General features: G+C 57.8%; 18 protein-coding genes and 1 CRISPR repeat array. Of the genes, 9 read left to right on the top strand and 9 right to left on the bottom strand.

Features of this window, described 5'->3' with window-relative positions:
* Positions 1-3 precede the first annotated feature (3 nt).
* The 5 genes from V3C19_RS07295 to V3C19_RS07275 all read right to left on the bottom strand — a co-directional run bounded on the left by V3C19_RS07295 (position 4) and on the right by V3C19_RS07275 (position 4,353).
* Positions 4-708, bottom strand: a complete 705-nt coding sequence (locus tag V3C19_RS07295; protein ID WP_130084650.1) for a response regulator transcription factor — start codon at positions 706-708, stop codon at positions 4-6.
* 111 nt (positions 709-819) lie between these two features.
* Positions 820-1,191, bottom strand: a complete 372-nt coding sequence (locus V3C19_RS07290; RefSeq protein WP_130084649.1) for a hypothetical protein — start codon at positions 1,189-1,191, stop codon at positions 820-822.
* Positions 1,192-1,252: 61 nt separating this feature from the next.
* Complete coding sequence (hemB, locus tag V3C19_RS07285; protein WP_130084655.1) at positions 1,253-2,248, bottom strand: porphobilinogen synthase; 996 nt, start codon at positions 2,246-2,248, stop codon at positions 1,253-1,255.
* An 87-nt stretch (positions 2,249-2,335) separates the two neighbouring features.
* On the bottom strand, positions 2,336-3,943 hold the full coding sequence (locus V3C19_RS07280; protein WP_130084648.1) for a hypothetical protein: 1,608 nt from the start codon (positions 3,941-3,943) through the stop codon (positions 2,336-2,338).
* A 173-nt stretch (positions 3,944-4,116) separates the two neighbouring features.
* Positions 4,117-4,353, bottom strand: coding sequence for a hypothetical protein (locus tag V3C19_RS07275; RefSeq protein ID WP_130084647.1), 237 nt, complete (start codon positions 4,351-4,353; stop codon positions 4,117-4,119).
* 169 nt (positions 4,354-4,522) lie between these two features.
* Between V3C19_RS07275 and thrS the strand changes: the two genes are divergently transcribed.
* Together thrS and infC are read left to right on the top strand one after the other, a co-directional pair.
* Complete coding sequence (gene thrS, locus V3C19_RS07270) at positions 4,523-6,415, top strand: threonine--tRNA ligase (protein WP_130084646.1); 1,893 nt, start codon at positions 4,523-4,525, stop codon at positions 6,413-6,415.
* A 39-nt stretch (positions 6,416-6,454) separates the two neighbouring features.
* Positions 6,455-7,093, top strand: a complete 639-nt coding sequence (gene infC, locus V3C19_RS07265) for a translation initiation factor IF-3 (protein ID WP_130084645.1) — start codon at positions 6,455-6,457, stop codon at positions 7,091-7,093.
* A gap of 504 nt (positions 7,094-7,597) precedes the next feature.
* Positions 7,598-9,838: direct repeats of the CRISPR family, unit length 31 nt; unit sequence GTCGCACCCTCACGGGTGCGTGGATTGAAAC.
* A 136-nt stretch (positions 9,839-9,974) separates the two neighbouring features.
* Here the strand turns inward: infC and V3C19_RS07260 are convergent.
* Both V3C19_RS07260 and V3C19_RS07255 read right to left on the bottom strand, forming a co-directional pair.
* Complete coding sequence (locus V3C19_RS07260) at positions 9,975-11,621, bottom strand: fumarate hydratase (RefSeq protein WP_130084644.1); 1,647 nt, start codon at positions 11,619-11,621, stop codon at positions 9,975-9,977.
* 608 nt (positions 11,622-12,229) lie between these two features.
* Positions 12,230-12,682 (bottom strand): hypothetical protein, encoded by a 453-nt coding sequence (locus V3C19_RS07255; RefSeq protein ID WP_295933337.1) that lies wholly within the window; start codon positions 12,680-12,682, stop codon positions 12,230-12,232.
* 154 nt (positions 12,683-12,836) lie between these two features.
* Here V3C19_RS07255 and V3C19_RS07250 point away from each other — a divergent pair, with 154 nt between their 5' ends.
* From V3C19_RS07250 to V3C19_RS07220, 7 genes are all read left to right on the top strand, one after another.
* Positions 12,837-13,049, top strand: coding sequence for a hypothetical protein (locus V3C19_RS07250; protein WP_130084642.1), 213 nt, complete (start codon positions 12,837-12,839; stop codon positions 13,047-13,049).
* Between the two features lie 229 nt (positions 13,050-13,278).
* Positions 13,279-13,875 carry a GrpB family protein gene (locus tag V3C19_RS07245; protein ID WP_130084641.1) on the top strand — a complete coding sequence of 199 codons (597 nt, stop codon included), beginning with the start codon at positions 13,279-13,281 and terminating at the stop codon, positions 13,873-13,875.
* 160 nt (positions 13,876-14,035) lie between these two features.
* A complete protein-coding gene (locus V3C19_RS07240) occupies positions 14,036-14,446 on the top strand; it encodes a hypothetical protein (RefSeq protein ID WP_295933340.1) in 411 nt (136 codons plus the stop codon).
* A 382-nt stretch (positions 14,447-14,828) separates the two neighbouring features.
* Positions 14,829-15,920 carry a histidinol-phosphate transaminase gene (gene hisC / locus V3C19_RS07235; RefSeq protein WP_295933342.1) on the top strand — a complete coding sequence of 364 codons (1,092 nt, stop codon included), beginning with the start codon at positions 14,829-14,831 and terminating at the stop codon, positions 15,918-15,920.
* A 32-nt stretch (positions 15,921-15,952) separates the two neighbouring features.
* The gene (locus tag V3C19_RS07230) at positions 15,953-16,597 is read left to right on the top strand and encodes an NAD(P)H-dependent oxidoreductase (RefSeq protein WP_295933345.1); all 645 of its coding nucleotides are present in this window, start codon (positions 15,953-15,955) and stop codon (positions 16,595-16,597) included.
* Between the two features lie 215 nt (positions 16,598-16,812).
* Positions 16,813-19,083: a family 20 glycosylhydrolase gene (locus V3C19_RS07225; RefSeq protein WP_295933348.1), complete on the top strand. Its 2,271-nt coding sequence runs from the start codon at positions 16,813-16,815 to the stop codon at positions 19,081-19,083.
* A gap of 78 nt (positions 19,084-19,161) precedes the next feature.
* A complete protein-coding gene (locus V3C19_RS07220) occupies positions 19,162-19,701 on the top strand; it encodes a cysteine hydrolase family protein (protein WP_130084636.1) in 540 nt (179 codons plus the stop codon).
* Between the two features lie 213 nt (positions 19,702-19,914).
* On the opposite strand, the gene V3C19_RS07215 is transcribed toward V3C19_RS07220, so the two are convergent.
* Positions 19,915-20,301: an SH3 domain-containing protein gene (locus V3C19_RS07215; RefSeq protein ID WP_130084635.1), complete on the bottom strand. Its 387-nt coding sequence runs from the start codon at positions 20,299-20,301 to the stop codon at positions 19,915-19,917.
* A gap of 43 nt (positions 20,302-20,344) precedes the next feature.
* Positions 20,345-21,103: a hypothetical protein gene (locus V3C19_RS07210; protein WP_130084634.1), complete on the bottom strand. Its 759-nt coding sequence runs from the start codon at positions 21,101-21,103 to the stop codon at positions 20,345-20,347.
* Positions 21,104-21,143 lie beyond the last annotated feature (40 nt).

Raw genomic sequence — 21,143 nt, 5'->3', positions numbered from 1 at the left:
GGATCAGGAAAGGAAGGATGAATTCCAGCGGTAGCCCTGGCTTCTGAGTGTCTCCAGGGAGGCGGCCGCCTTCCCGCCCAGCTTGTCCCGCAGGCGCATGACGGTCATCTCCACGGAGCGTGTATCCGTCAGCCGCGGGTCCATGTCCCACACGCGGCGGAGCAGCTCGTCCCTGGTAATAACCCGGTTGGGGTGGGTGGCCATGTAGCTCAACAGCTCGAACTCGCGTGCGGTGAGGGTGGCCGTTTTGCCGTCTTCAAACGTAAGAAGGCGGTTGGCGCTGTCCAGCACAGCGCCGGGAATAGTGATCTCCCTGATCTGGCGCGGCCGTTCCGGAGACCTGCGGAGTACGGCCTCAATGCGGGCGATCAGCTCACGGATGCTGAACGGCTTGACGATGTAATCGTCCGCCCCCAGCTTCAGCCCCTGCACGCGGTCCTCTTCCTCCCCGCGGGCCGTCAGCATGATGACGGGCGTTCCGGGGCGTTCCTCGGACATGACCTGGAGCACCTGGAAGCCGTCTGCGCCGGGCATCGCCACATCCAGCAGGGCTAGGTCGAAATTGCGTTCCCGCACGGCCCTGATGGCCGCCAGCCCTTCCTCCGCGGCCAGCACCTCGTAGCCGGAGGCGGTCAGCACGTCCGTCAGGGCGTGCCGGATGCTGTCGTCATCCTCTGCAACCAGAATGGTATATGTTAAGCTGCTCATCGTTTGAGTCTATAAAAACACACAATTTCCCCTTTTGTATAGAGAAACCTGCGCCCCTCCGGTAACAATGCCATAACAGGAAGCGCTTCTGCCGCGGAATTCCCGACCGTTTCAATTCTGCGTGAGGTTCCGGTACGGGGCGGGAAGGCTGGCGGTGGGAATCTCAATGGCCTCCATTGGTCCCGGCACGGTGCCTTCAAAAAACGGCACTCCCTTGTAGGAAAGAATGATCCTGGAATGGACCATGCCGCCGGTGGTCTGGCGCAGGAAATCCTTGTTCCGGAAAACGAGCAGCGTTTTTCCGTTCTCCGCGGCCACGGGGCGGCACTGGAAATTGCCCAGCGTAGCGCCGGAGGCGTCCGTCATCTGGACGGGAAGCACATACGCTTCTGAAAAAGTGGGGGCATACACTCCCCACAGGGAAGTGAGGCCCATGACGATGACAATCAGGACGCCGACGAATACTTTTGTTGAAGTGGACATGCGGAGAGTTGAATGGTGCTGCCCGCATATGTCCGCGTTCCGGAACGGATACCGTGCGGCGTCAGCGTTGTTGTTTAAGCCATTCGGCGGCCTGCGGGGCGTAATAAGTAAGGATCATGTCCGCCCCGGCGCGCCGGATGCAAGTTAGAGTCTCCAGAACGGCCTCCCGTTCATCCAGCCAGCCGGAGGATGCCGCGGACTTGATCATCAGGTACTCTCCGCTAACGTGGTAGGCCGCTACGGGCAGCGTGACATGCCTGCGCATGGCCGCGATTACGTCCAGATACAGCGTGGCGGGTTTCACCATCAGGATGTCTGCGCCCTCCGCTTCATCAAGCTGGGCTTCCCGCAGGGCTTCCCGGATATTGCCGGGATCCATCTGGTAGGTCTTCTTGTCCCCCTCCTTCGGCGCGCTCTCCAGAGCGCCGCGGAACGGCCCGTAAAGGGCGCTGGCATACTTGGCGGTATAGGCCATGATGGAAACGTCGTCCAGAGCCTCGGAATCCAGAGTGGCGCGGATGGCGGCCACGCGGCCGTCCATCATGTCGCTGGGGGAAATAATGTCCGCCCCGGCGTCTGCGTGGCACAGGGCCTGGCGGCAGAGGACTTCCACGGAATCGTCGTTGAGAATCTCCATGGTGCCGTCGGACCGGAACTCCACCAGGCCGTCGTGTCCGTCGGAATTATAGGGATCCAGCGCCACGTCCGTCATCACGGTAATACCGGGAACCCCGCTTTTAAGGGCGTAAATGGTGCGGGGAATGAGTCCGTCCGGGTTGCACGCCTCACAGGCGTCCGGCGTTTTCTTGTTGTCCGGAATGGCGGGGAAAAGGTCCAGCGTGTGGATTCCCAGGTCCATCAGGCGCTTGGCCTCCTCCACCAGTCCCCGCACGCTCCAGCGCGTGCAGCCGGGCAGGGAGGAGATGGGCTGGTTTTCGTCCCCTTCGTGGACGAAAACCGGGCAGATAAGATGTTCCGGGGAAAGGGAGGTCTCCCGGACCAGATCCCGGATATTGGCGGATTTTCTGTTGCGGCGCGGCCGTATCGGTAGATTCATCATGATGGAATTATGGAAGAATATTTGAGCGGGCATGTTTGATCATCTTCCCCGGCTGCCGGAATTCCCGGGGCGGAAAGCTTTTTTCTACAGTTTCAGCGGATTTTCATCGTCCGCTCCAGTCAGCATCCACCCTTTCTCCGTCCGGGTGAAGTACAAGTTGCATTTGGTGAAGCCGGACTTGAGATTCGGCTTGAGGCCGATGGTGGCCTTCAGAGAAGTCCCCCCGTCCTTCAGCTCAAAGGCGCCTTTCAGCGTGGGCTTGTAATCCTTCCTGTTCCGGGAAGCAGGCTGGAACTCCTCCTTGCTCATAACGGCTTTCAGTTGTGTGAGCGCTTCTTCAAACTCCGGAACGGAGGCGAATCTGGACGGAGCCAGCATCCGAATCAGCGTCAGGCTGTCTCCGGCCTCCAGGGCGCGTCCGGCTGCGGAAACGGCTTCCTTCGGTTCAGAATAGGCAAGGGCCGGATACGTCCTGTGGAAATCCGCAATGATGCGGCTGGTGGTGGACTCGTCCGGCTTCAGGTTCCAGGAGGAAAAAGCGTCCCCCACATACATCTTGAACACCGGGAAGCCGTCCGTGGGATCCTGTATCTTTTCCAGCGCGTAGCGGTAGATCAGGGCGGGTTTGTCTATGTCCGGCAGGCTCATGCGCGGCGGCAGAATGGTCATGGCCGCAATGCTGTGAATATCCTTGTCCGTCTTCTTGGCCTCGTTCTTGTTGCGTTCCGGCTGCTCGTCCCTCTTGTTCGGGTCAAGCTGGTCGTCCGGGTGGGGCTGGAGGGGAATAAGGATGGTGTTCGGGAACCCCATGAAACTGAGGTTGGTGGGTTGGATGTAGCGGTTCTCCTGGTTCTGGTCCTGCAGGCGCATGGCTTTCACCACGGGGGTCAGACGCGCGCTCTGGGTAATAGCGGACTCCATGTAATAGGGAGCGACGAGCAGGGCCGCGATGCGGGCCGGATCGCCCTCCTTCACGGTGCGGATCAGCAGCTTTTTAATCTCGTCGTCGGACTTGCCCTTGACGGCCTCCATCCGGAACCTTTTGATGTGCTCCAGGGCTTTCTTCACGGCGGCCACGGAATACTGGTGCGCGAGGCCGAAAATCTTCTTCTTGGCCTCGGTAGAAATCTGCGCCGCCCGCTGGCGGACATGGTCGTTGAAGGGCAGGAACGTATTGTCAAAACTGCCGGGAGTCAGGGACGCTTTCCATTCCCCGTTCTTCTTGATCAGGGCTACGGCGGTGGCCGCGTAAATATAGGGGTTGGTCCTGTCGGGCAGCATGATATAGGCCATGGCCAGGTCCCCGTCCATGATGATGGAGGCCTCATCCACAAACGGCGGCCTTTCCGGGGAGGACGCCGTCACGTAAGCCTGCACGGCCTCCATGCGGGAAAGGATGCTCTTCAGTTTCAGCGTTCCCACGAACGGGGACGTAGCGGGCAGGGACTTGTAGGGGTCTGCGGTCCAGTCCGTCTTTTCCTGCAGGGCGCGGAGAAGAAGTTTGGCTGCATTGAAGGGCGTGCTCTGGTCCGGCAAAGAGGCATCGTTCCCGTTCCCTTCAATCCCGCCCTCCGGCGTTTTGTCCAGATTGATCGGGAAACTTGCCGGGGCGTCGGCAGGGGGCTCCTGCGCGGCCGCGGAAAATCCGCAGGGCAGGCTGAGGCAGAGAAGGGCAAGGGGGAGGAATTTCATAACCGCTGGGTGCCACTATGGCATAAAGGGGCGCGGGTGTAAATCATTCGTTGAGGGGGGATAGAGGATGGAAGGCGAATGGTTGCATTCCATTTTTTTCCAGTTCTCCCCGCGATGGTGCAGAATGAGAAGATGTTTATAGGGAACGACGAAAAAGAAACTTGAAGATTTGTTTAACCAGATGGGCGCTGTACAGGAAGCCATCGGATGCTCATTTCTTGGGTAGGAGGAAGAAGCCAGAGAGCGGCGCAACCGAGGATTCCTCCTGCGAATGGTGTGAAGGAAAAGCTGTTCCATCGTTCAGACTTGGTGAAATGAAGGGAGATGAAAACGTACCAGTCCAGCAGAATGATCCATACGTTAAGCAGAAGAAGAGCGGCTTCCAAGGTATAGCAGATGACATTCAGCATGAATTTCTTGTTATACCAGATTTTCCGGTGCGGCAACCGTAAGGAAGAAAAAGGGGATGGTGCTCCTTCTCTTCCGGAAAGCTCCCGTGCGGCCTATGCCTTGAATTTTTGGGAGGGGAAGCTTTTTGCATTTGCCAACAGTGCCTAAGGGGGGTTAACTAATGCGCGTATGTCCGAACACAAGGAAAGAAAGACTCTTGAAGAACGCAACCAGATGTCTGATCTGGAACGCCTGCGCCACTCCTGCGCGCACGTTCTGGCTACGGCCATTTGCCGCATCTGGCCGGATGCCCAGCTGGCGGGCGGTCCCGCCGTGGAAAACGGTTTTTATTACGACGTGGAGCTGGACCACCGCATCAGCACGGAAGACTTTGAACGCATTGAAGCGGAAATGAAAAAAGTGGTGAAGGAAAACCAGACCTTCCAGAAGGAAATCATCTCCCGTGCAGACGCCATGAAAATGGCGGAATCCGGGGAACTGGGCGCTCTGGGCCCGCGCAGCGGCCCCTCCCGCTTCAAGATCGACCTGCTGAACGACATCCCGGAAGACGAGGAAATCTCCCTGTACCGCAACGGAGACTTCACGGACCTGTGCGCCGGCCCCCACGTGGGCCGCACCGGCAACTGCAAAGCCTTTAAAATCATGAGCGTGGCCAGTGCCTTCTACAAGGGGGACAAAAACCGCCCCATGCTCCAGCGCATCTACGGCACCTGCTTCCCGAACCGGACCCAGCTTGACGAACATCTCGCGCGCCTGGAGGAAGCGCGCCGCCGCGACCACCGGAAACTCGGCCGCGAGCTGGGCCTCTTCTGCATTGATGAGGCCGTGGGCCAGGGCCTCATCCTCTGGAAGCCCAAGGGCGCCCTCATTCGCCGCTCCCTTCAGGACTTCATCACGGAGGAACTGGACAAGCTGGGCTACTCCCAGGTATATACCCCCAACATCGGCAAGCTGGACCTGTACCGTACCTCCGGCCACTTCCCGTACTACCGGGAAAGCCAGTACGCCCCCATCCCGGAGCGCGACGCCATGGAAAAACTCTGTGAGGAAGGCGCCACCTGCGCGGAACTCTTCAACGGCCTGACGGACGGAACCATTGAAGGCTACATGCTCAAGCCGATGAACTGTCCGCACCACATTAAAATTTACGCTAATGACGCCCATTCCTACCGCGACCTGCCCGTCCGCCTGGCGGAATTCGGTACGGTATACCGCTGGGAACAGAGCGGGGAACTGGGCGGCATGACGCGCGTGCGCGGCTTCACCCAGGATGACGCCCACATCTTCTGCACCCCGGACCAGCTTGCCGGAGAAATCCGCCAGTGCCTGGGCATTGTGAAAACCATCTTCGGCACCCTGGGAATGACGGACTACCGCGTGCGCCTCTCCATGCGCGATCCGGAAAGCGACAAATACGTGGGTTCCCCGGAAAACTGGGACAAGGCGGAACAGGCCCTGCGGGATGCCGCAGAATGGCTGGGCGCGGACTATAGTGAGGAAGCCGGGGAAGCAGCCTTCTACGGTCCCAAGATCGACTTCATCGTGCGCGACGCCATCGGCCGCGAGTGGCAGCTCGGCACCGTGCAGGTGGACTACAACCTGCCGGAACGCTTTGACCTCCATTACACCGGTGCAGACAACAAGCCGCACCGTCCCGTCATGGTGCACCGCGCGCCATTCGGCTCCATGGAACGCTTCACCGGTCTGCTCATCGAACACTTTGAAGGGAAATTCCCCACCTGGCTCTCTCCGGAGCAGGTGCGCGTGCTCCCCATCTCCGACAAGGTGATGGACATCGCCAAAACCTACCGTGACACCCTGGCCTCCAAGGGCGTGCGCGTCACGGTGGATGAAACCGCGGACAAAATCGGCGCCAAAATCCGCAATGCCCGGCTGGAGCGTGTGCCCTACATGCTCGTCATCGGCCAGCGGGAGGCGGAGGAAGGCACCGTTTCCGTACGCCACCGGGAGAAGGAAGACCTGGGCTCCATGCCCTTTGAGCAATTCATGGATGCCGTCTCCCGGGAAATAGCAGAGCGTCATATTTCCCCCGTGATTTGAGTTGCCAAGTTATTTTATTTAGTTTAGTAATATCCGGACGTGCCAATAAAGCCAACGAAGAATAATGACGGTAATCGCCGCCGCGAGCGCGGTGATCAGACTCGGGTCAACGAGCGGATCCGCGCCCCCCGTGTGCGCGTGGTGACCGCCAATGGAGACCAGCTCGGGATAATGAACACGCGTGACGCGCTGGAAAAGGCCAAGGCCCTTGGCCTGGACCTGGTGGAAGTGGCGAGCAACGCAGACCCGCCCGTATGCCGCGTGGTGGACTACGGACGGTACAAGTACCAGCAGTCCAAGCTTCAGAAAAACAACAAAAGCCGTACGATCAAACTCAAGGAAGTCAAGCTCCGCATCGGTACGGACACTAATGACTACAACGTGAAAATGGCCCGCACGGAAAGCTTCCTGGACCACGGTCACAAGGTGCGCTTCCAGCTCCGCTTCCGCGGTCGTGAAAACGCGCACCATGAGCTGGGCTACGACATGCTCAACAAAGTCATTGCGGACATGAAGACCATGGCGCAGGTGGATCAGCCCCCGCGCCTGGCCGGCAACACCATGCATATGGTGCTGGCTCCGCTGCCCGCCGCCCAGCGCGTGAAAAAATTCACCGCCCACCTGGACGCCGATTTCGACTCGGAAGACTCCGCCTTTGACGCGGAAGACGACGAATAAAACTGCGCCTTTTTCCATTTCACAGGCTTTCCGCTCCAAGAGCGGAAAGCCTTTTTTATGCCGGAATACCGCCATATACGGTAGTGATCCGTACCCAACGAGTTGTAAATTGCCCGGAAAACGGATGCGGCAGTACGCCACGTAATAATGGGAAGAGACGTTTTCCGGCACCTCCTTTCCAACCCGTCTCCATGGAGCAGGTGGGAAAGTTTCTGGACGAAATGCGCGGGACGGACTACTATTACTTCTGCATCGCGGCAGGCACGGGCCGTCAGGTGGCCGGAACGACTCCTTGGCGGGATCTTTTTCTGCCCTTCGCACTCCCCGCGCCAACCCCCAGCTCACAGGAAAATCCCGGAACACCGGCGATTCCTGTAACTCGCAGGGTATCTTAGATTGACATCCCCCATATATTATTTCAGGCGTGGAATATGCATCTCCGCGGGCAGGTTGGCGCAAAATATCCTTTTCGTGCCTGACCCTTAACATATATATTCCCCCGCCGTCGCACCCTCACGGGTGCGTGGATTGAAACAGGTTACATCCGGCCCCCAATCCCAGAGTGATATACGTCGCACCCTCACGGGTGCGTGGATTGAAACAATCTGAGAGAGCAGGAGCTGGCCTTGAGCTGTTGTCGCACCCTCACGGGTGCGTGGATTGAAACCTCCACGTCGTCAGGTGCATACGTGGAGATAAATTGGGTCGCACCCTCACGGGTGCGTGGATTGAAACCATGCAATCATTTATCACTCCCCGGCAATACCGGGTCGCACCCTCACGGGTGCGTGGATTGAAACGGATACAGTTTGCACAGGTTGTTTCTGTGGCACTGTCGCACCCTCACGGGTGCGTGGATTGAAACTACTATGTCGTATGATGCCGGAATTGGGATGATGGTCGCACCCTCACGGGTGCGTGGATTGAAACCAATAGGATCAACTCTATACATAACATTCAAAAGGTCGCACCCTCACGGGTGCGTGGATTGAAACTTTTCCTGGGTAACAAGCTGTACCAGCAGGGCAAGGTCGCACCCTCACGGGTGCGTGGATTGAAACTACCAGAATGCGTTCCGGTGAAATTTGCTCTATCGTCGCACCCTCACGGGTGCGTGGATTGAAACCATTTACTGGCTCACACACTACGATGATGTAGCGGTCGCACCCTCACGGGTGCGTGGATTGAAACTACTTCGCCGCTTGGCTTAAATCACTCTTCACCAGTCGCACCCTCACGGGTGCGTGGATTGAAACGCCTGCTCCATTGTGAGCGAGACCAACGAGCAGAGTCGCACCCTCACGGGTGCGTGGATTGAAACATTGACGACTTTCTTTCCCAGGACCGGGACATCAGTCGCACCCTCACGGGTGCGTGGATTGAAACAGCACCTGTACAATATCCAGGACATGAAGAAGAAGTCGCACCCTCACGGGTGCGTGGATTGAAACCGGGTTAGAGCAACTCGAACCCTGAACCTTTGAGGTCGCACCCTCACGGGTGCGTGGATTGAAACCGGTAATCCCTGGCGGCCTGCTCCCGGTCACGGGTCGCACCCTCACGGGTGCGTGGATTGAAACCCCTGTCGTCCATCAGATACCGGGCATGTGCAACGTCGCACCCTCACGGGTGCGTGGATTGAAACCGCAATAAGTATGAACAGCCTGGCACAATATCCGTCGCACCCTCACGGGTGCGTGGATTGAAACAATGAATTCCGCTGTCAGGCCGCACCGACGGGCGGTCGCACCCTCACGGGTGCGTGGATTGAAACATTGAAAACAGCCCGGAATACAGTAATAAATCCCGTCGCACCCTCACGGGTGCGTGGATTGAAACTCCCCTATACAGGCGAATATTTGAATAACAAGGGTCGCACCCTCACGGGTGCGTGGATTGAAACCGAATCTCCTGTCACACAGGGGCGAGGAATAAAGGGTCGCACCCTCACGGGTGCGTGGATTGAAACTCCTTCGGCAGATGAAGCCGGCGCGTCGGCTGCAGTCGCACCCTCACGGGTGCGTGGATTGAAACCAATACTCCAGCTCTCTTTCCGCCTTTTTCTCAGTCGCACCCTCACGGGTGCGTGGATTGAAACCGGTCTGACAGGAAGCCCTAGCTTTCTTCCTCTTGTCGCACCCTCACGGGTGCGTGGATTGAAACCCTGCGTCACCTGTCATTGCTATGTTAGGACCAAGTCGCACCCTCACGGGTGCGTGGATTGAAACCGGTGTCATTGCGGGGTGTAATAGGATGAAGGCCGTCGCACCCTCACGGGTGCGTGGATTGAAACTTACCTCTACGGAGCAAATTGTCCAGAGCCAGATGTCGCACCCTCACGGGTGCGTGGATTGAAACATCACCGTTGGAGCTGACACCCCCTCCTTTTCGTCGCACCCTCACGGGTGCGTGGATTGAAACAGCAGCACACCGGCGGATCCGCCGCACGGCTCAAGTCGCACCCTCACGGGTGCGTGGATTGAAACATGGGATATGCCCATCTGGAACCTGTCACGAGACGTCGCACCCTCACGGGTGCGTGGATTGAAACCGGGGGATGAAGACGGTTTATCTTCCTGCAGGGGGGCGCACCCTCACGGGTGCGTGGATTGAAACAGCCTGGAAATGCCGAAAGCCCAGCTATTGGAGGTCGCACCCTCACGGGTGCGTGGATTGAAACAGCAAAATCTGGAAAACGGAACATCCAGCCTTTTGTCGCACCCTCACGGGTGCGGCTGATGGAAGTTTATCAGGAGCAGATGGTCCGATGCGTTCTTCTGATGATTCCTTTTGCCTGAAAGGCTTTTCGATGACGTTCAGACCATGAAAAAGCGCCGGACCCCGGGAAGGGGGCCGACGCTTGCGGTATAGGAGGGGGGAATTAATGGGAGCAGCTGGCGCAGGCCCAGCCTTCGCGGATTTTGGCAAAGAAGTCGTTGCCTTTGTCGTCCACCAGGATGAAAGCGGGGAAGTCTTCCACTTCAATTTTCCAGATGGCTTCCATGCCCAGTTCCGGGTATTCCAGCAGTTCTACCTTTTTGATGTTGTTCTTGGCAAGAATAGCGGCGGGGCCGCCGATGGAACCCAGGTAGAAGCCGCCGTGCTTGTGGCAGGCGTCCGTCACCTGTTGGCTGCGGTTGCCCTTGGCGATCATGATCATGGAGCCGCCGTTTTCCTGGAACAGGTCCACATAGGAATCCATGCGTCCCGCGGTGGTAGGCCCGAAGGAGCCGGAGGGATAGCCTTCCGGGGTCTTGGCCGGACCGGCGTAGTAAACGGGATGGTCCTTGATGTACTGGGGCAATCCTTCTCCACGTTCCAGACGTTCCTTGAGCTTGGCGTGGGCGATGTCCCTCGCTACGACGATGGTGCCGTTCAGGCTCAGACGCGTGGTAACGGGGTATTTGCTCAGGTCCGCCAGCACTTCCTTCATCGGGCGGTTCAGGTCGATGGAGACGGCCTCGCTGGAGGTCATACGGAGGGCTTCCGGAATATACTGGCCGGGGTTGGTCTCCAGCTGTTCAATGAAAATGCCTTCCGGCGTGATCTTGGCTTTGGCGTTGCGGTCTGCGGAACAGGAGACGCCCAACCCCACCGGGCAGGAAGCGCCGTGGCGGGGCAGCCGGATTACGCGTACGTCCAGCGCATACCACTTGCCGCCAAACTGGGCGCCCAGCCCCAGCTTGCAGGCTTCCGCATGCAGTTCCTTTTCCAGTTCCACATCGCGAAAGGCGCGGCCATATTCGTTGCCCGTGGTAGGAAGATTGTCGTAATACTTGGTGGAGGCCATCTTCACGGTCTTCAGGCACTTTTCCGCAGAGGTGCCCCCGATGACGAAGGCGATGTGGTAGGGCGGGCAGGCCGCCGTTCCCAGCGTGCTCATTTTTTCCACCAGAAATTTCTTGAGCGTGGCGGGATTGAGCAGGGCTTTCGTTTCCTGGTAAAGATAGGTCTTGTTGGCGGAACCGCCGCCTTTGGCGACGAAGAGGAAGGAATACTTCATGCCTTCCACGGCTTCAATGTCTATCTGGGCGGGCAGGTTGGTTCCGGTATTCTTCTCCGTGTACATGTCCAGCGCCACGGTCTGTGAGTAGCGCAGGTTGTTCTGGGTGTAGGCGTCGTACACGCCGTGGGAAAGAAATTCACAATCGTCGCAGCCGGTCCAGACCTGCTGGCCTTTCTTGCCGACGATGGTGGCGGTGCCCGTGTCCTGGCAGAAGGGCAGGATGCCGGCGGCGGCCACTTCCGCGTTGCGGAGCATCGTCAGAGCCACGCTCTTGTCATTGGCGCTGGCTTCCGGATCGTCCAGAATGGCGGCCACCTGCTTCAGGTGGGCGGGGCGCAGGAAGAAAGCCACATCGTGGAAGGCTTCCGCGGCCAGAAGGCGCAGGCCTTCCGGTTCCACCTTGAGCATGGGGTGACCTTCAAATTCCCCTACGCTTACGTAGTCGGAGGTGATGAGGCGGTACTGGGTGTCGTCCTTTTCCAGGGGAAAAGGGTCCTGATAATGAAAATCCGGTGTTGCCATAACGGGGGAAAATATAGCGGAGGCTGCCCATGGGTTCGAGCAAAAAAAACAGGGCGGTTCCCTGGCGGGTAAGAACAGGAAAAGCTTTGGCCGCCGCTCCTGCATGGAACAAGATGGTGTGTGTTCAAAGAACTGCGGGCAGGCTTCCTCCAGGGCCCCCGGGGATGGCCATGTGCACCGTGTTCCGCTGCATGCGCCGTTCGTCAATAAGGATGAAGAACAGGGGGACCGGGAGGAAAGACGGGGCCTCCAGAGGAGGCACCACAGATTTCTTCCGGCGCCAGACACATGAATGATCCGGTTCCGGAAGACAGCGGACGGCTTCACCTCTCCCCGTGGGCTCCCGTTCCATATGGAGCCGGATGTTTCCGGAGCTGGAAACGCAGTTCCTGGGCGACCATTTCACCTCCCTCTTCTCCACGTTGCCGATGTCTTCAGGACTGATTAAAAATAATACGGAAGGGCGTGACCGGAAATCTTCTTCCGTTCAAGGAAGGCATGTCACCTTCTCCGGCCAAGAGTAACAGAACAGAAAAATTTAAAAACCTCAGTGGGATAGAATATCCATGACGGCTTTTTCTTGGTTCTAACTATATGGTAGCAATTTATCAGTGCGGCTTGCTTGTAGAGGAATCCGGCCCGGAGGTACGCTGGATTCCGTACCTTTTGGGTTCTTCCGCAACGCGGAGGGATTCCGGGTAAACATGCTCCATGCGTTCCTGAGCGTCGCGGATCAGGATTTCTTCAGCCCATTCTTCCACAGTCATGTTGTCCTTTCGGGCGGCTTTTTCAATGAGCTTGTAATCGTCGGTATTCACCATGACGGCAAACGGCTTCCAATGAGCCCTGGCCGCTTCCTTGAGTTCCTTTTCCCTCTCCGTCTTCTCCATCAACAGTTTGATGAGAGCCTCCTTGTCCTTCGGAATAAATACTCTGGCCAACCAGTTGCGAACCGTGTTGGCCGACACGAAACATTTTGCCGCGAACTCCTCACGGGTCATTTTCTGCTGTTTCAGCCAAACCTTGATTTGGGCCTTGAGTTCGTCCTGGTTCTCACTCATGCACACCTTGTAACGCTATCGGTGCGAAAATTCAATCTTTTTTATGAATATGTCCTTAAAATGGTATATTATTCTTGACGAAAGTACCGTTTGCGTTGCAATATCCCTACGTAAAGGCATCCAAAGTTCAAATTCATACCTGAAAAGATATTTCATGAAGACGGGAAATAAGAAAAAAATCCAGAAAAAAATTCAGATCAAGGGGAAAATGCCGCTGTCCATCCAATTTTTCCGGGATGCGGAAGCGGACGCCCTCCACGTGCAGCGCTGTCAGCTGGACAGGGCGACTCTGCTTGCCTGTGCCGTGAAACGCCTGAGGGAAGAGCAGGCCGGGGAATCCGCGTCCGGTCAAAAGCCATCCGCATGACTCAGGATATTTACTGGGAGCTGCTGATTTGGTTGTTCCGCTCCTTTATGGGTGTAACGGCGTTTGCCTTTACCGTAGCCGCGTACCAGGCCATGCGGTGCCGGAGAAGGAGAGACCGCAAACGGAAAAGGTAAGGGCGGGATGTGCGGAAAAGCCGTACTTCCTGCGGGAAAGCTCCGGAATCATCTGTGGAATTGAACTCCGGGGGCATTTTCCCTATCTTCCGGAAATGTCCAGCAGCCTTCCGGATGAAGCCTTTCTGTCCCGCATGTGCCATGAGGAACTCTGGCGCCTGTTTCCCATCATCCTGAGCGGTTCCAGAGAGGAATGGGCGGAACTTTACCGCCGGGAGAGGGACCTGCTGGCGGAGGCCGTGGGCTGCACCCGCATCACCCGCATTTCCCATATCGGCAGTACGGCGGTGCCCGGCCTGGACGCTAAGCCTACCATTGACATTCTGATGGAGGTTTCTCCGGATTCGTTCGTTTTTGAAACGCCTCCTTTGCTGCGGAAATGCGGTTATATGGAGACGCATCGTGACGAGGAACGCATGGGCCTGGTCATGGTAAAGGGCTATACGGCGGAGGGGTTCCGGGGGCAGGCCTTCCACCTGCATGTGCGCCCCTGGCGGGATTGGGATGAGCTTTATTTCCGGGATTACTTGGCTGCTCACCCTAAAGAGGCGCAGAAGTACGCCGAGCTTAAGCGCTCTTTAAAAGAAAAGTTTGAGTTCAACCGCGACGCCTATACGGAAGGAAAAACGAAGATCATCACGGCCATGACCCGCCGGGCGCGGGAGGAAATGCCGGGCAGGTACGTTCCGTAAGGCCCCGGGGTGGGACTGTCCGCTTTTTATCGGAAGGGTGCGCGTGGCTTCGGCATGTGGCGGCTGGGGTCGCTATGGAACAAGCCCTTTTCCCTCATCCAAAATATCCTTTACAGGTTTTTTGGAGCCTATTATGTTGTAAACAATATAGTTAATAGTGATGAATATTGGAATATTCCTTGTGATCTTCCCCCTGGCATGTGTTGCCGAAGAGATGGAAAACCCCGGACTGGGCCAGATCCGGCCGGAGACGGCTGCTTCCCTGAAAACGCTGAGTCAGGAAGTAACGGCGGCGGAGAAACAATCGTTCCAGGTTCCCTCCTTTGATGGAACACGGTATAGCATTCCGGATGCTTCTCCGTATTGGGAGGCGGATTCCAGCACTCTGGTTTCGCGCAGTATGGGGCGCAACGAGGCCAACGGCCCCTGTTATACTGAAACCAGGGAAATGCTGAGCCCTGACGGAATGCTGCTGACCACCGTCCGGATGCGGAAGGTAAGAGACTCAGACCATTTTTTGAAAAAGAAGTTCACCGGGCCGTTTTCCCATATCTTTTTGTGGATTCCCTGACGGATATCGTGGAAAAAAAGGAAGAGCGTCTCTACTTCACTTTTTGGGATGTGGACCTTTCCTCAGGGGATCTGGTCCGGATCTACGTGCGGATCTATTTACTGCATTCCCGTCAATTGGTCTCGGAGGATATCCGGTATTCAAAATCCCGGAAGGGGAAAGATCAATAAATGCCGGGGGCGAGGGGGGCCGCAGCATTTAAGTGTATAACGGCAGGTGGATACTCTTCATAATTGGACGGTATGATTTCCGGCCGGTGCCTCGCTGAAAGGCATCTCACTGCTTTTTACCTGGACGGCATGGCGGCAAATATTTTTAGGGAATTTCCCGGATGGAAATCAGTATTGCCAGAAAAGGGGAATGGCAGTAACATTCCGCCGCTATGAGTATTGAAAGTTTCGCAAACCAGCATGTGCTTGAGCTGGTGGCTTATCAGCCGGGCAAGCCGATCGAGGAAACGGCCCGGGAACTGGGCCTGGACCCCCGTGACATTGTGAAACTGGCCTCCAATGAAAATCCCCTGGGACCGTCCCCCCGGGCGGTGGAGGCCATCTCCCGGGCGGCTGCCGGAGTAAACATTTATCCGGACGGCGCGGCTTTCCGGCTGCGTTCCGCCATTGCGGAATTCTGCGGTGTGGATTTTGGCCAGACGGTGGTGGGCACGGGCAGCAGCGAGGTAATCGAACTCATCTGCCACGCCCTGCTGAACCCGCAGGCCGAGGTGGTGGCCGCCAGGCACGCCTTTTCCATGTACCCCATCATGGCCAGGCTGTTCGGCGCGGCGTACGTGGAAATTCCCAACAAGCCGGACTGGACCCATGACCTGAACGGGTTTCTGAACGCCATTACGGACCGCACGCGCATCGTATTCATCACCAACCCCACCAACCCGGTCGGCACCGTCGTCGGCCAGCGGGAAATCGACGATTTCATGGCGAAGGTGCCGGACCATGTGCTGGTGTGCTTTGACGAGGCGTACCGGGAGTTTTCCGACAACCCGCCGGACACCCTCAAATTCGTGAGGGAAGGGCGCAACGTGATCGTTTTGCGCACCTTTTCCAAGGCTTACGGCCTGGCGGGCCTGCGCGTGGGCTACGGCATTGCCCCGGAAGCCGTGGCCAACATGCTGCACAAGGCGCGCGCGCCGTTCAACCTGCACGTTCTGGCGCAGGAAGCGGCCCTGGCCGCCCTGGAGGACCAGGAGCATGTGCGCCGCACGGTGGAAAACAATGCTGCGGGCATGCGCTTCTACGAACAGGCGTTCAGGGACATGGGGCTGGAATGGATTCCCAGCCAGGGGAACTTCATCCTGGTGAAGGTGGGGCAGGGCAAAAAGGTGTTCAACGACATGCTTGCCAAAGGGGTGATCGTCCGCGCGCAGGACGGATACGGCCTGCCGGAGTGGATACGCATCAGCATCGGCACCCCCGCAGAAAACGCGCGCTGCGTGGAAGTCCTGAAGGAAGTTCTTTAAACAATTTCACCGTTGGATCTGTCATACCTTTTATGATTTCACCGCAACAATACATTGACGGTCTTGAATGGCGCTATGCCTGCAAGAAATTTGATCCCCATGCCCGCATTGAAGAACCCGCCTGGCACGCCCTGGCGGAAAGCCTGCGGCTCAGCCCGTCTTCCCTGGGGCTCCAGCTCTGGAAATTCGTGGCCGTCACGAACAGGGAGCTGAAGGAGCGCCTGCGGGAGGTTTCCTGGAACCAGTCCCAGGTGGAGGACTGCTCCCACTATGTGGTGCTGTGCGCCCGGAGGGACGCCACCCAGAAGGACGTGGACCGCTATCTGGCCCAGATCGAATTCACACGCCATCCGTCTGCGGAAAAGCTGGCCGCCTCTGCGGATTTCTACGGCGGCTACGTGAAAGCCCTGACTCCGGAAAAAATGAACACATGGCTGGACTGCCAGGTATATATCGCCGTCGGATTTCTGCTCAGCGCGGCTGCGGCCCTGCGGGTGGACTCCTGCACCATTGGAGGCATGGACCGCCAGAAATACGATGAAATTTTAGGGCTGGACGAGACGCCGTACCGTTCCGTAGTGGGCGTGGCCCTCGGCTACCGCGCCCAGGATGACGCCTACGCCCGCGAAGCGAAGGTGCGCTTCCCCGCCGGAGAGGTGATTGACATACGCGCCTGAACCGGCTCCCCCTTCCGGGACCGGGCTGCCTCAAGGCAGTCCGGTCCTTTTCTTTCCGTAAAATCGGAAAATGCCCCTTCATCCCAGAGCCGTTCGTGCCGGAAAGGCAAGAGGGCTTTCGGCCTCTTTTTTATTTCCTTGCAAGAAGGGAACGGATGTTGCGTAATTCTTACAACAAATCGGGCATGCCATTCTTCCCGGAATCACATACGAAAATGAACAAGAACATACTTTTAATGATGGCCGCATTTGCGGCGGGTCCGCTGGCGGGACAGGATGCCCGGCAAATAGCCGACTCCCTCTCCATCCCGGAAATCAAGGCCGGGACCAGGCAACTGCCGATGCCCAGCGCCTCCGGAGCCCAAATCAAGCTCCTGGGGGCCGACTACGAGGAACTCGTCAACAGCAAAGGGAAAATAGCTCCTGTCATTTCGGACACCCCGGTAAACCTCAGCTTCAAAGTGACCAAGGGCGGCAAGGAGGCCATCAGCAAGGATTATGAAATCATCCTGAAAGCCCCGGTAGCCACGCAGGGCAATCCCAAGCCCCGGGTTATCCCGGAAATCCTGCAATGGAAGGGCGGCAAGGGGGAATACAAGCTGGGTTCCTCCATCACTGTTTCCTGCCCAGACAAGGAATTTGCCCGTACTTTTGCCGCCGACCTGGAAGACGTGCTGGGCCGCAAGGTCAAACTCGTCTCTCCCGGAGGGAAGGCGGACATCTCCTTCTCCTTGTTCAAGGAAAGCAACGTCGGGAAGGAAGGGTACAGCCTTGCCGTGAATTCCGGCGGTATCCGCATCGGCGCCCTTACCCCTACGGGCCTCTACTGGGGCACCCGCACCCTGCTCCAGATGCTGCGCCAGAACCCGGAGAGCGTGCCCTGCGGCACGGCCGTGGACTTTCCCCGCTATCCCGTGCGCGGCTTCATGCTGGACATTGCGCGCACGCCCTATCCCCTCAGCTACCTCAAGGACCTGATCCGCACCATGTCCTGGTACAAGCTGAACGATCTTCACCTAGTCATCAACAACAACTACATTTTCCACGAACACTACGTGGACAACGGGCATGACCCGTTCAAGGAATCCTACTCCGCCTTCCGCCTGGAATCCAACGTGAAGGGGAAAGACGGCACGCCCCTCACCGCGAAGGACCTTTCCTACACCAAGAAAGAATTTGCGGATCTGATCAGTTACGCCAAACACCACGGCGTCAACATCGTGCCGGAGTTCGACACCCCCGGCCACGCCCTCTCCTTTACCCGGGTGCGTCCGGATCTTATCTACAAAGGTCCCATGAACCATGAAAAACGCCGCTGCGAAATGCTGGACGCCGGCAACCCGGAGACGATCAACTTCGTGACCAAGGTTTTTGACGAATACCTGCTGAAAGACCCCAAGCTGGGCCGCCCGGTATTTGCCGGCTGCAAGGTGTTCCACGTGGGAGCGGATGAATTCTATGGAGACAAGGAAGACTATCGCCACTTTGCGGACGGTGTGCTCAGCCACGCCCTCAAACGCGGCTATACCCCACGCATCTGGGGCAGCCTCAGCGCCAAGCCCGGCAAGACCCCCGTGGTGAGCAAGGGCGTTCAAATGAACCTCTGGAGCACCGGCTGGATGAAGGCGTGGGAAGCCGTCAACCTTGGCTACGATGTCATCAACACGAATGACGGCGCCCTTTACATCGTGCCCTATGCCAACTACTACCGCATGGACAGGAACCACAAGGGCCTCTATAACAACTGGATTCCCAACCGCATCGGCAATGAAACGCTTCCTGCCGGGCATCCCCAGCTCCTGGGAGGCACCTTTGCCATCTGGAACGATGAAACGGATATCATGCACACGGGGTATAGTCCGTACGATATTTGGGGAATGCTTTCCGGTTCCATGGATGTCCTCAGCCAGAAGCTGTGGGGCAAGGCCAAGGCGCCCGACACGTTTGAACAGCATCGCGAACTGGTGGCGGCCATCGGCAACGCTCCGCGCACCAACCCCCTTCACAAATGGAAGGACACCCAGCCCTTTTCGGTCACTCCTTCCTCCCTGCCCCAGAAGCTGGACAAGCCTGCCCTGGGACCGAAGTACCGCCTGACCGCGGAACTGGAACTCAACGCCGCTCCGGAAGGGAAGGAACAGGTGCTGCTTTCCGCTCCGGAGGGCGAACTGCTCGCGGTTATGAAGGATGGTACCGTCGGATTCCGTCGTGATGACTCCCTGGAATTCTCCTTCGGCGTCAAACTGCCCGCAGGCAAAAAGGTCAAGGTGGAAATTGTGGGCGAGCCGGAAAAAACCAGCCTGTTCCTGGACGGGCAGCCTGCCGGAACTGCCGTGCTGAAAAGCTTTTCTGACAAATCCAAGGACTTTATTGAAAAATTCAAGAACCGTCCCAAGGTGCACCGTTCCACCTTCATCCTTCCGCTGAAGACCCTGGGTGAATCTTTTCAGGGCAAAGTGTATAACTTCAACGTCCAGCCCTTGTAACACCTCGTGTTCCGTGCGTCCGCGCCTTTTAAAAGGCGTAGCGGACGCACGGAACCTTGGAAAACCAGGTGATACAGGATGAAGGCTCTCCTCATTATTGACGTTCAGAATGACTATTTTCCCGGAGGGAAGTGCGAGCTTTCCGGTCCGGAAAAGGCTCTGGGGAACATCGTCTCCGTTTTACGGCTTTTCAGGAAGGCCGGGCTGCCCGTGATCCATGTTCAACATGTCAACACCCGTCCGGATGCCACCTTCTTCCTGCCGGGGACGGATGGCGTAAACATCCACACCGGATTGACGCCGCTGCCGGGTGAGGATGTGCTCGTCAAGCACGCCCCCAACAGTTTTTACCGGACGGGCCTTGCGGACCTGCTCCGTGCGAAGGCGGTTGACGAATTGGTTGTGTGCGGCATGATGACGCACATGTGCATAGATACCACGGTCCGCGCGGCCTGGGATTATCAAATTCCCGTGACCTTGCTGTACGATGCGTGCGCCACGAAGGACTTGTCCATCATGCGGGAGACGATACCGGCCAAAACCGTGCATAACGCCTACATGGCGGCCCTGGATGGAATATTTGCACGGGTCCTGACTGCCGGGGAAGTGGAAATCTAGCCCCGGAACACCTCCGCGGGGACAGGGAAGGGCCGTCCCGGCAGCACACATGCCGGAATGACCGGGATAAATGTGCAGGCATGTCCCTTCCGGCGCATGGCCCATGTGTTCAGATAATTCCCCGGCGGATTTCCCGCCATCCCGCCGGAGCCGTGCCCCGGCGTTCCGAAAAAACTGATCACGGCAGTTTGCGCATCGGACGCCCGGAAAGGCTTATCGATCCTCCGTATCCTCCCCCATGGGAACGAGGTTTTCAACAGGCACCCATCCTTCTTCCCCGGAAGCGGAATTCCGGCACCATATCCAGCCGTTGAGCACCTGGGAACCGGTCAGGACTTCTCCCTCCTCCGCATCCAATTCCCTGGCGGAATAATCTTCCAGCGCTTCCCCCTCGCTGCCGCCCAGCCATTGGATCACCTGTTTGGGAATCCAGCCCTTGTTCCGGTCTTCCGTCTCGCAGAAATACCAGTCGTTCCAAGCCTTGTTCTCCTCATATTTCTCTCCAATGACAAGTTTTTCCCCCCTGGAAATGATGACGGGGTTCGGAAACTCGCTTTGGTGTCTTTTTATTACCTGATACTTCATGTTCGTGTTATTCATTTGAGTTTCCTTTTCCGGAAAAAACGGACTGCTGGGACATTTTTTACGGCTTCGCTGTTTCGGAATCCGTCTCCTGTTCCCGCATTCCCTTGTACCTCATGGGGCGGTAGCCCCCGCGCTCCAGAATAGCCCGGCTGAAGAAATGTTCCGCGCATTTCCATACCGGCAGGGGGCCGGCTTCACTCCCCAGGAATACCTCCCTGCCGTCTCCGTACCACTCAATGAACATGAGTACGTGCCGCCCCGGTACGATCAGGATGTCGCCCGTTCGCAACTCTTCCCAGCCCAGCGGCGTGCACAGGGAGGGAAGCTCGCGCGTGGACCAGGGCCGGGACAGGCGCCAGCACCGGGAGACGAAGCCGGAACAATCCACCCCGGCGGCAAACCTGCTGACCGCGTCATCTCCCTCCGCCTGCTTTTCCGGGGTGCCCATGTCTCCGGCAGCGGCGGGACGTCCTCCGTTTTCAGGGTCGCGGTTCAGGCGGCTGACGAATTGCCGCGGAGTATCGAACCCGCCCCATTTGTACGGCATTCCCGCGGACCGGGTGCCGGGCTTCCACCAGGCTCCTGCATGGGTGCCGGATGAGGAAGCGTCCGGGGTGTCTATCCTGATACCTTCGGGGTCCGTTCCGTGCCGGATGTTGCGTCGGGTTCCCCTCCAAGCCAGGTCCGTATAGGCACGGCTGGTGCGCAGGGCTTCCACCCTGGTGACCGTGGGCGCGGCAGACGGAATATCCGGTACAGGCGGGGAACAGGAAAAAAGGGTTGCGGAAAAGAGCACGCCTGCGGTACGGACATTCATGGGTAGTCTTTATGGCATCCGGCGGAGCCTTGTCAAGCCC

Source organism: Akkermansia sp. AE01SA01 (assembly GCF_036417395.1).
Lineage (GTDB): Bacteria > Verrucomicrobiota > Verrucomicrobiia > Verrucomicrobiales > Akkermansiaceae > Akkermansia.
The sequence above is the reverse complement of the archived record's forward strand: the minus strand, read 5'-3'. Positions and strand labels throughout refer to the sequence as shown.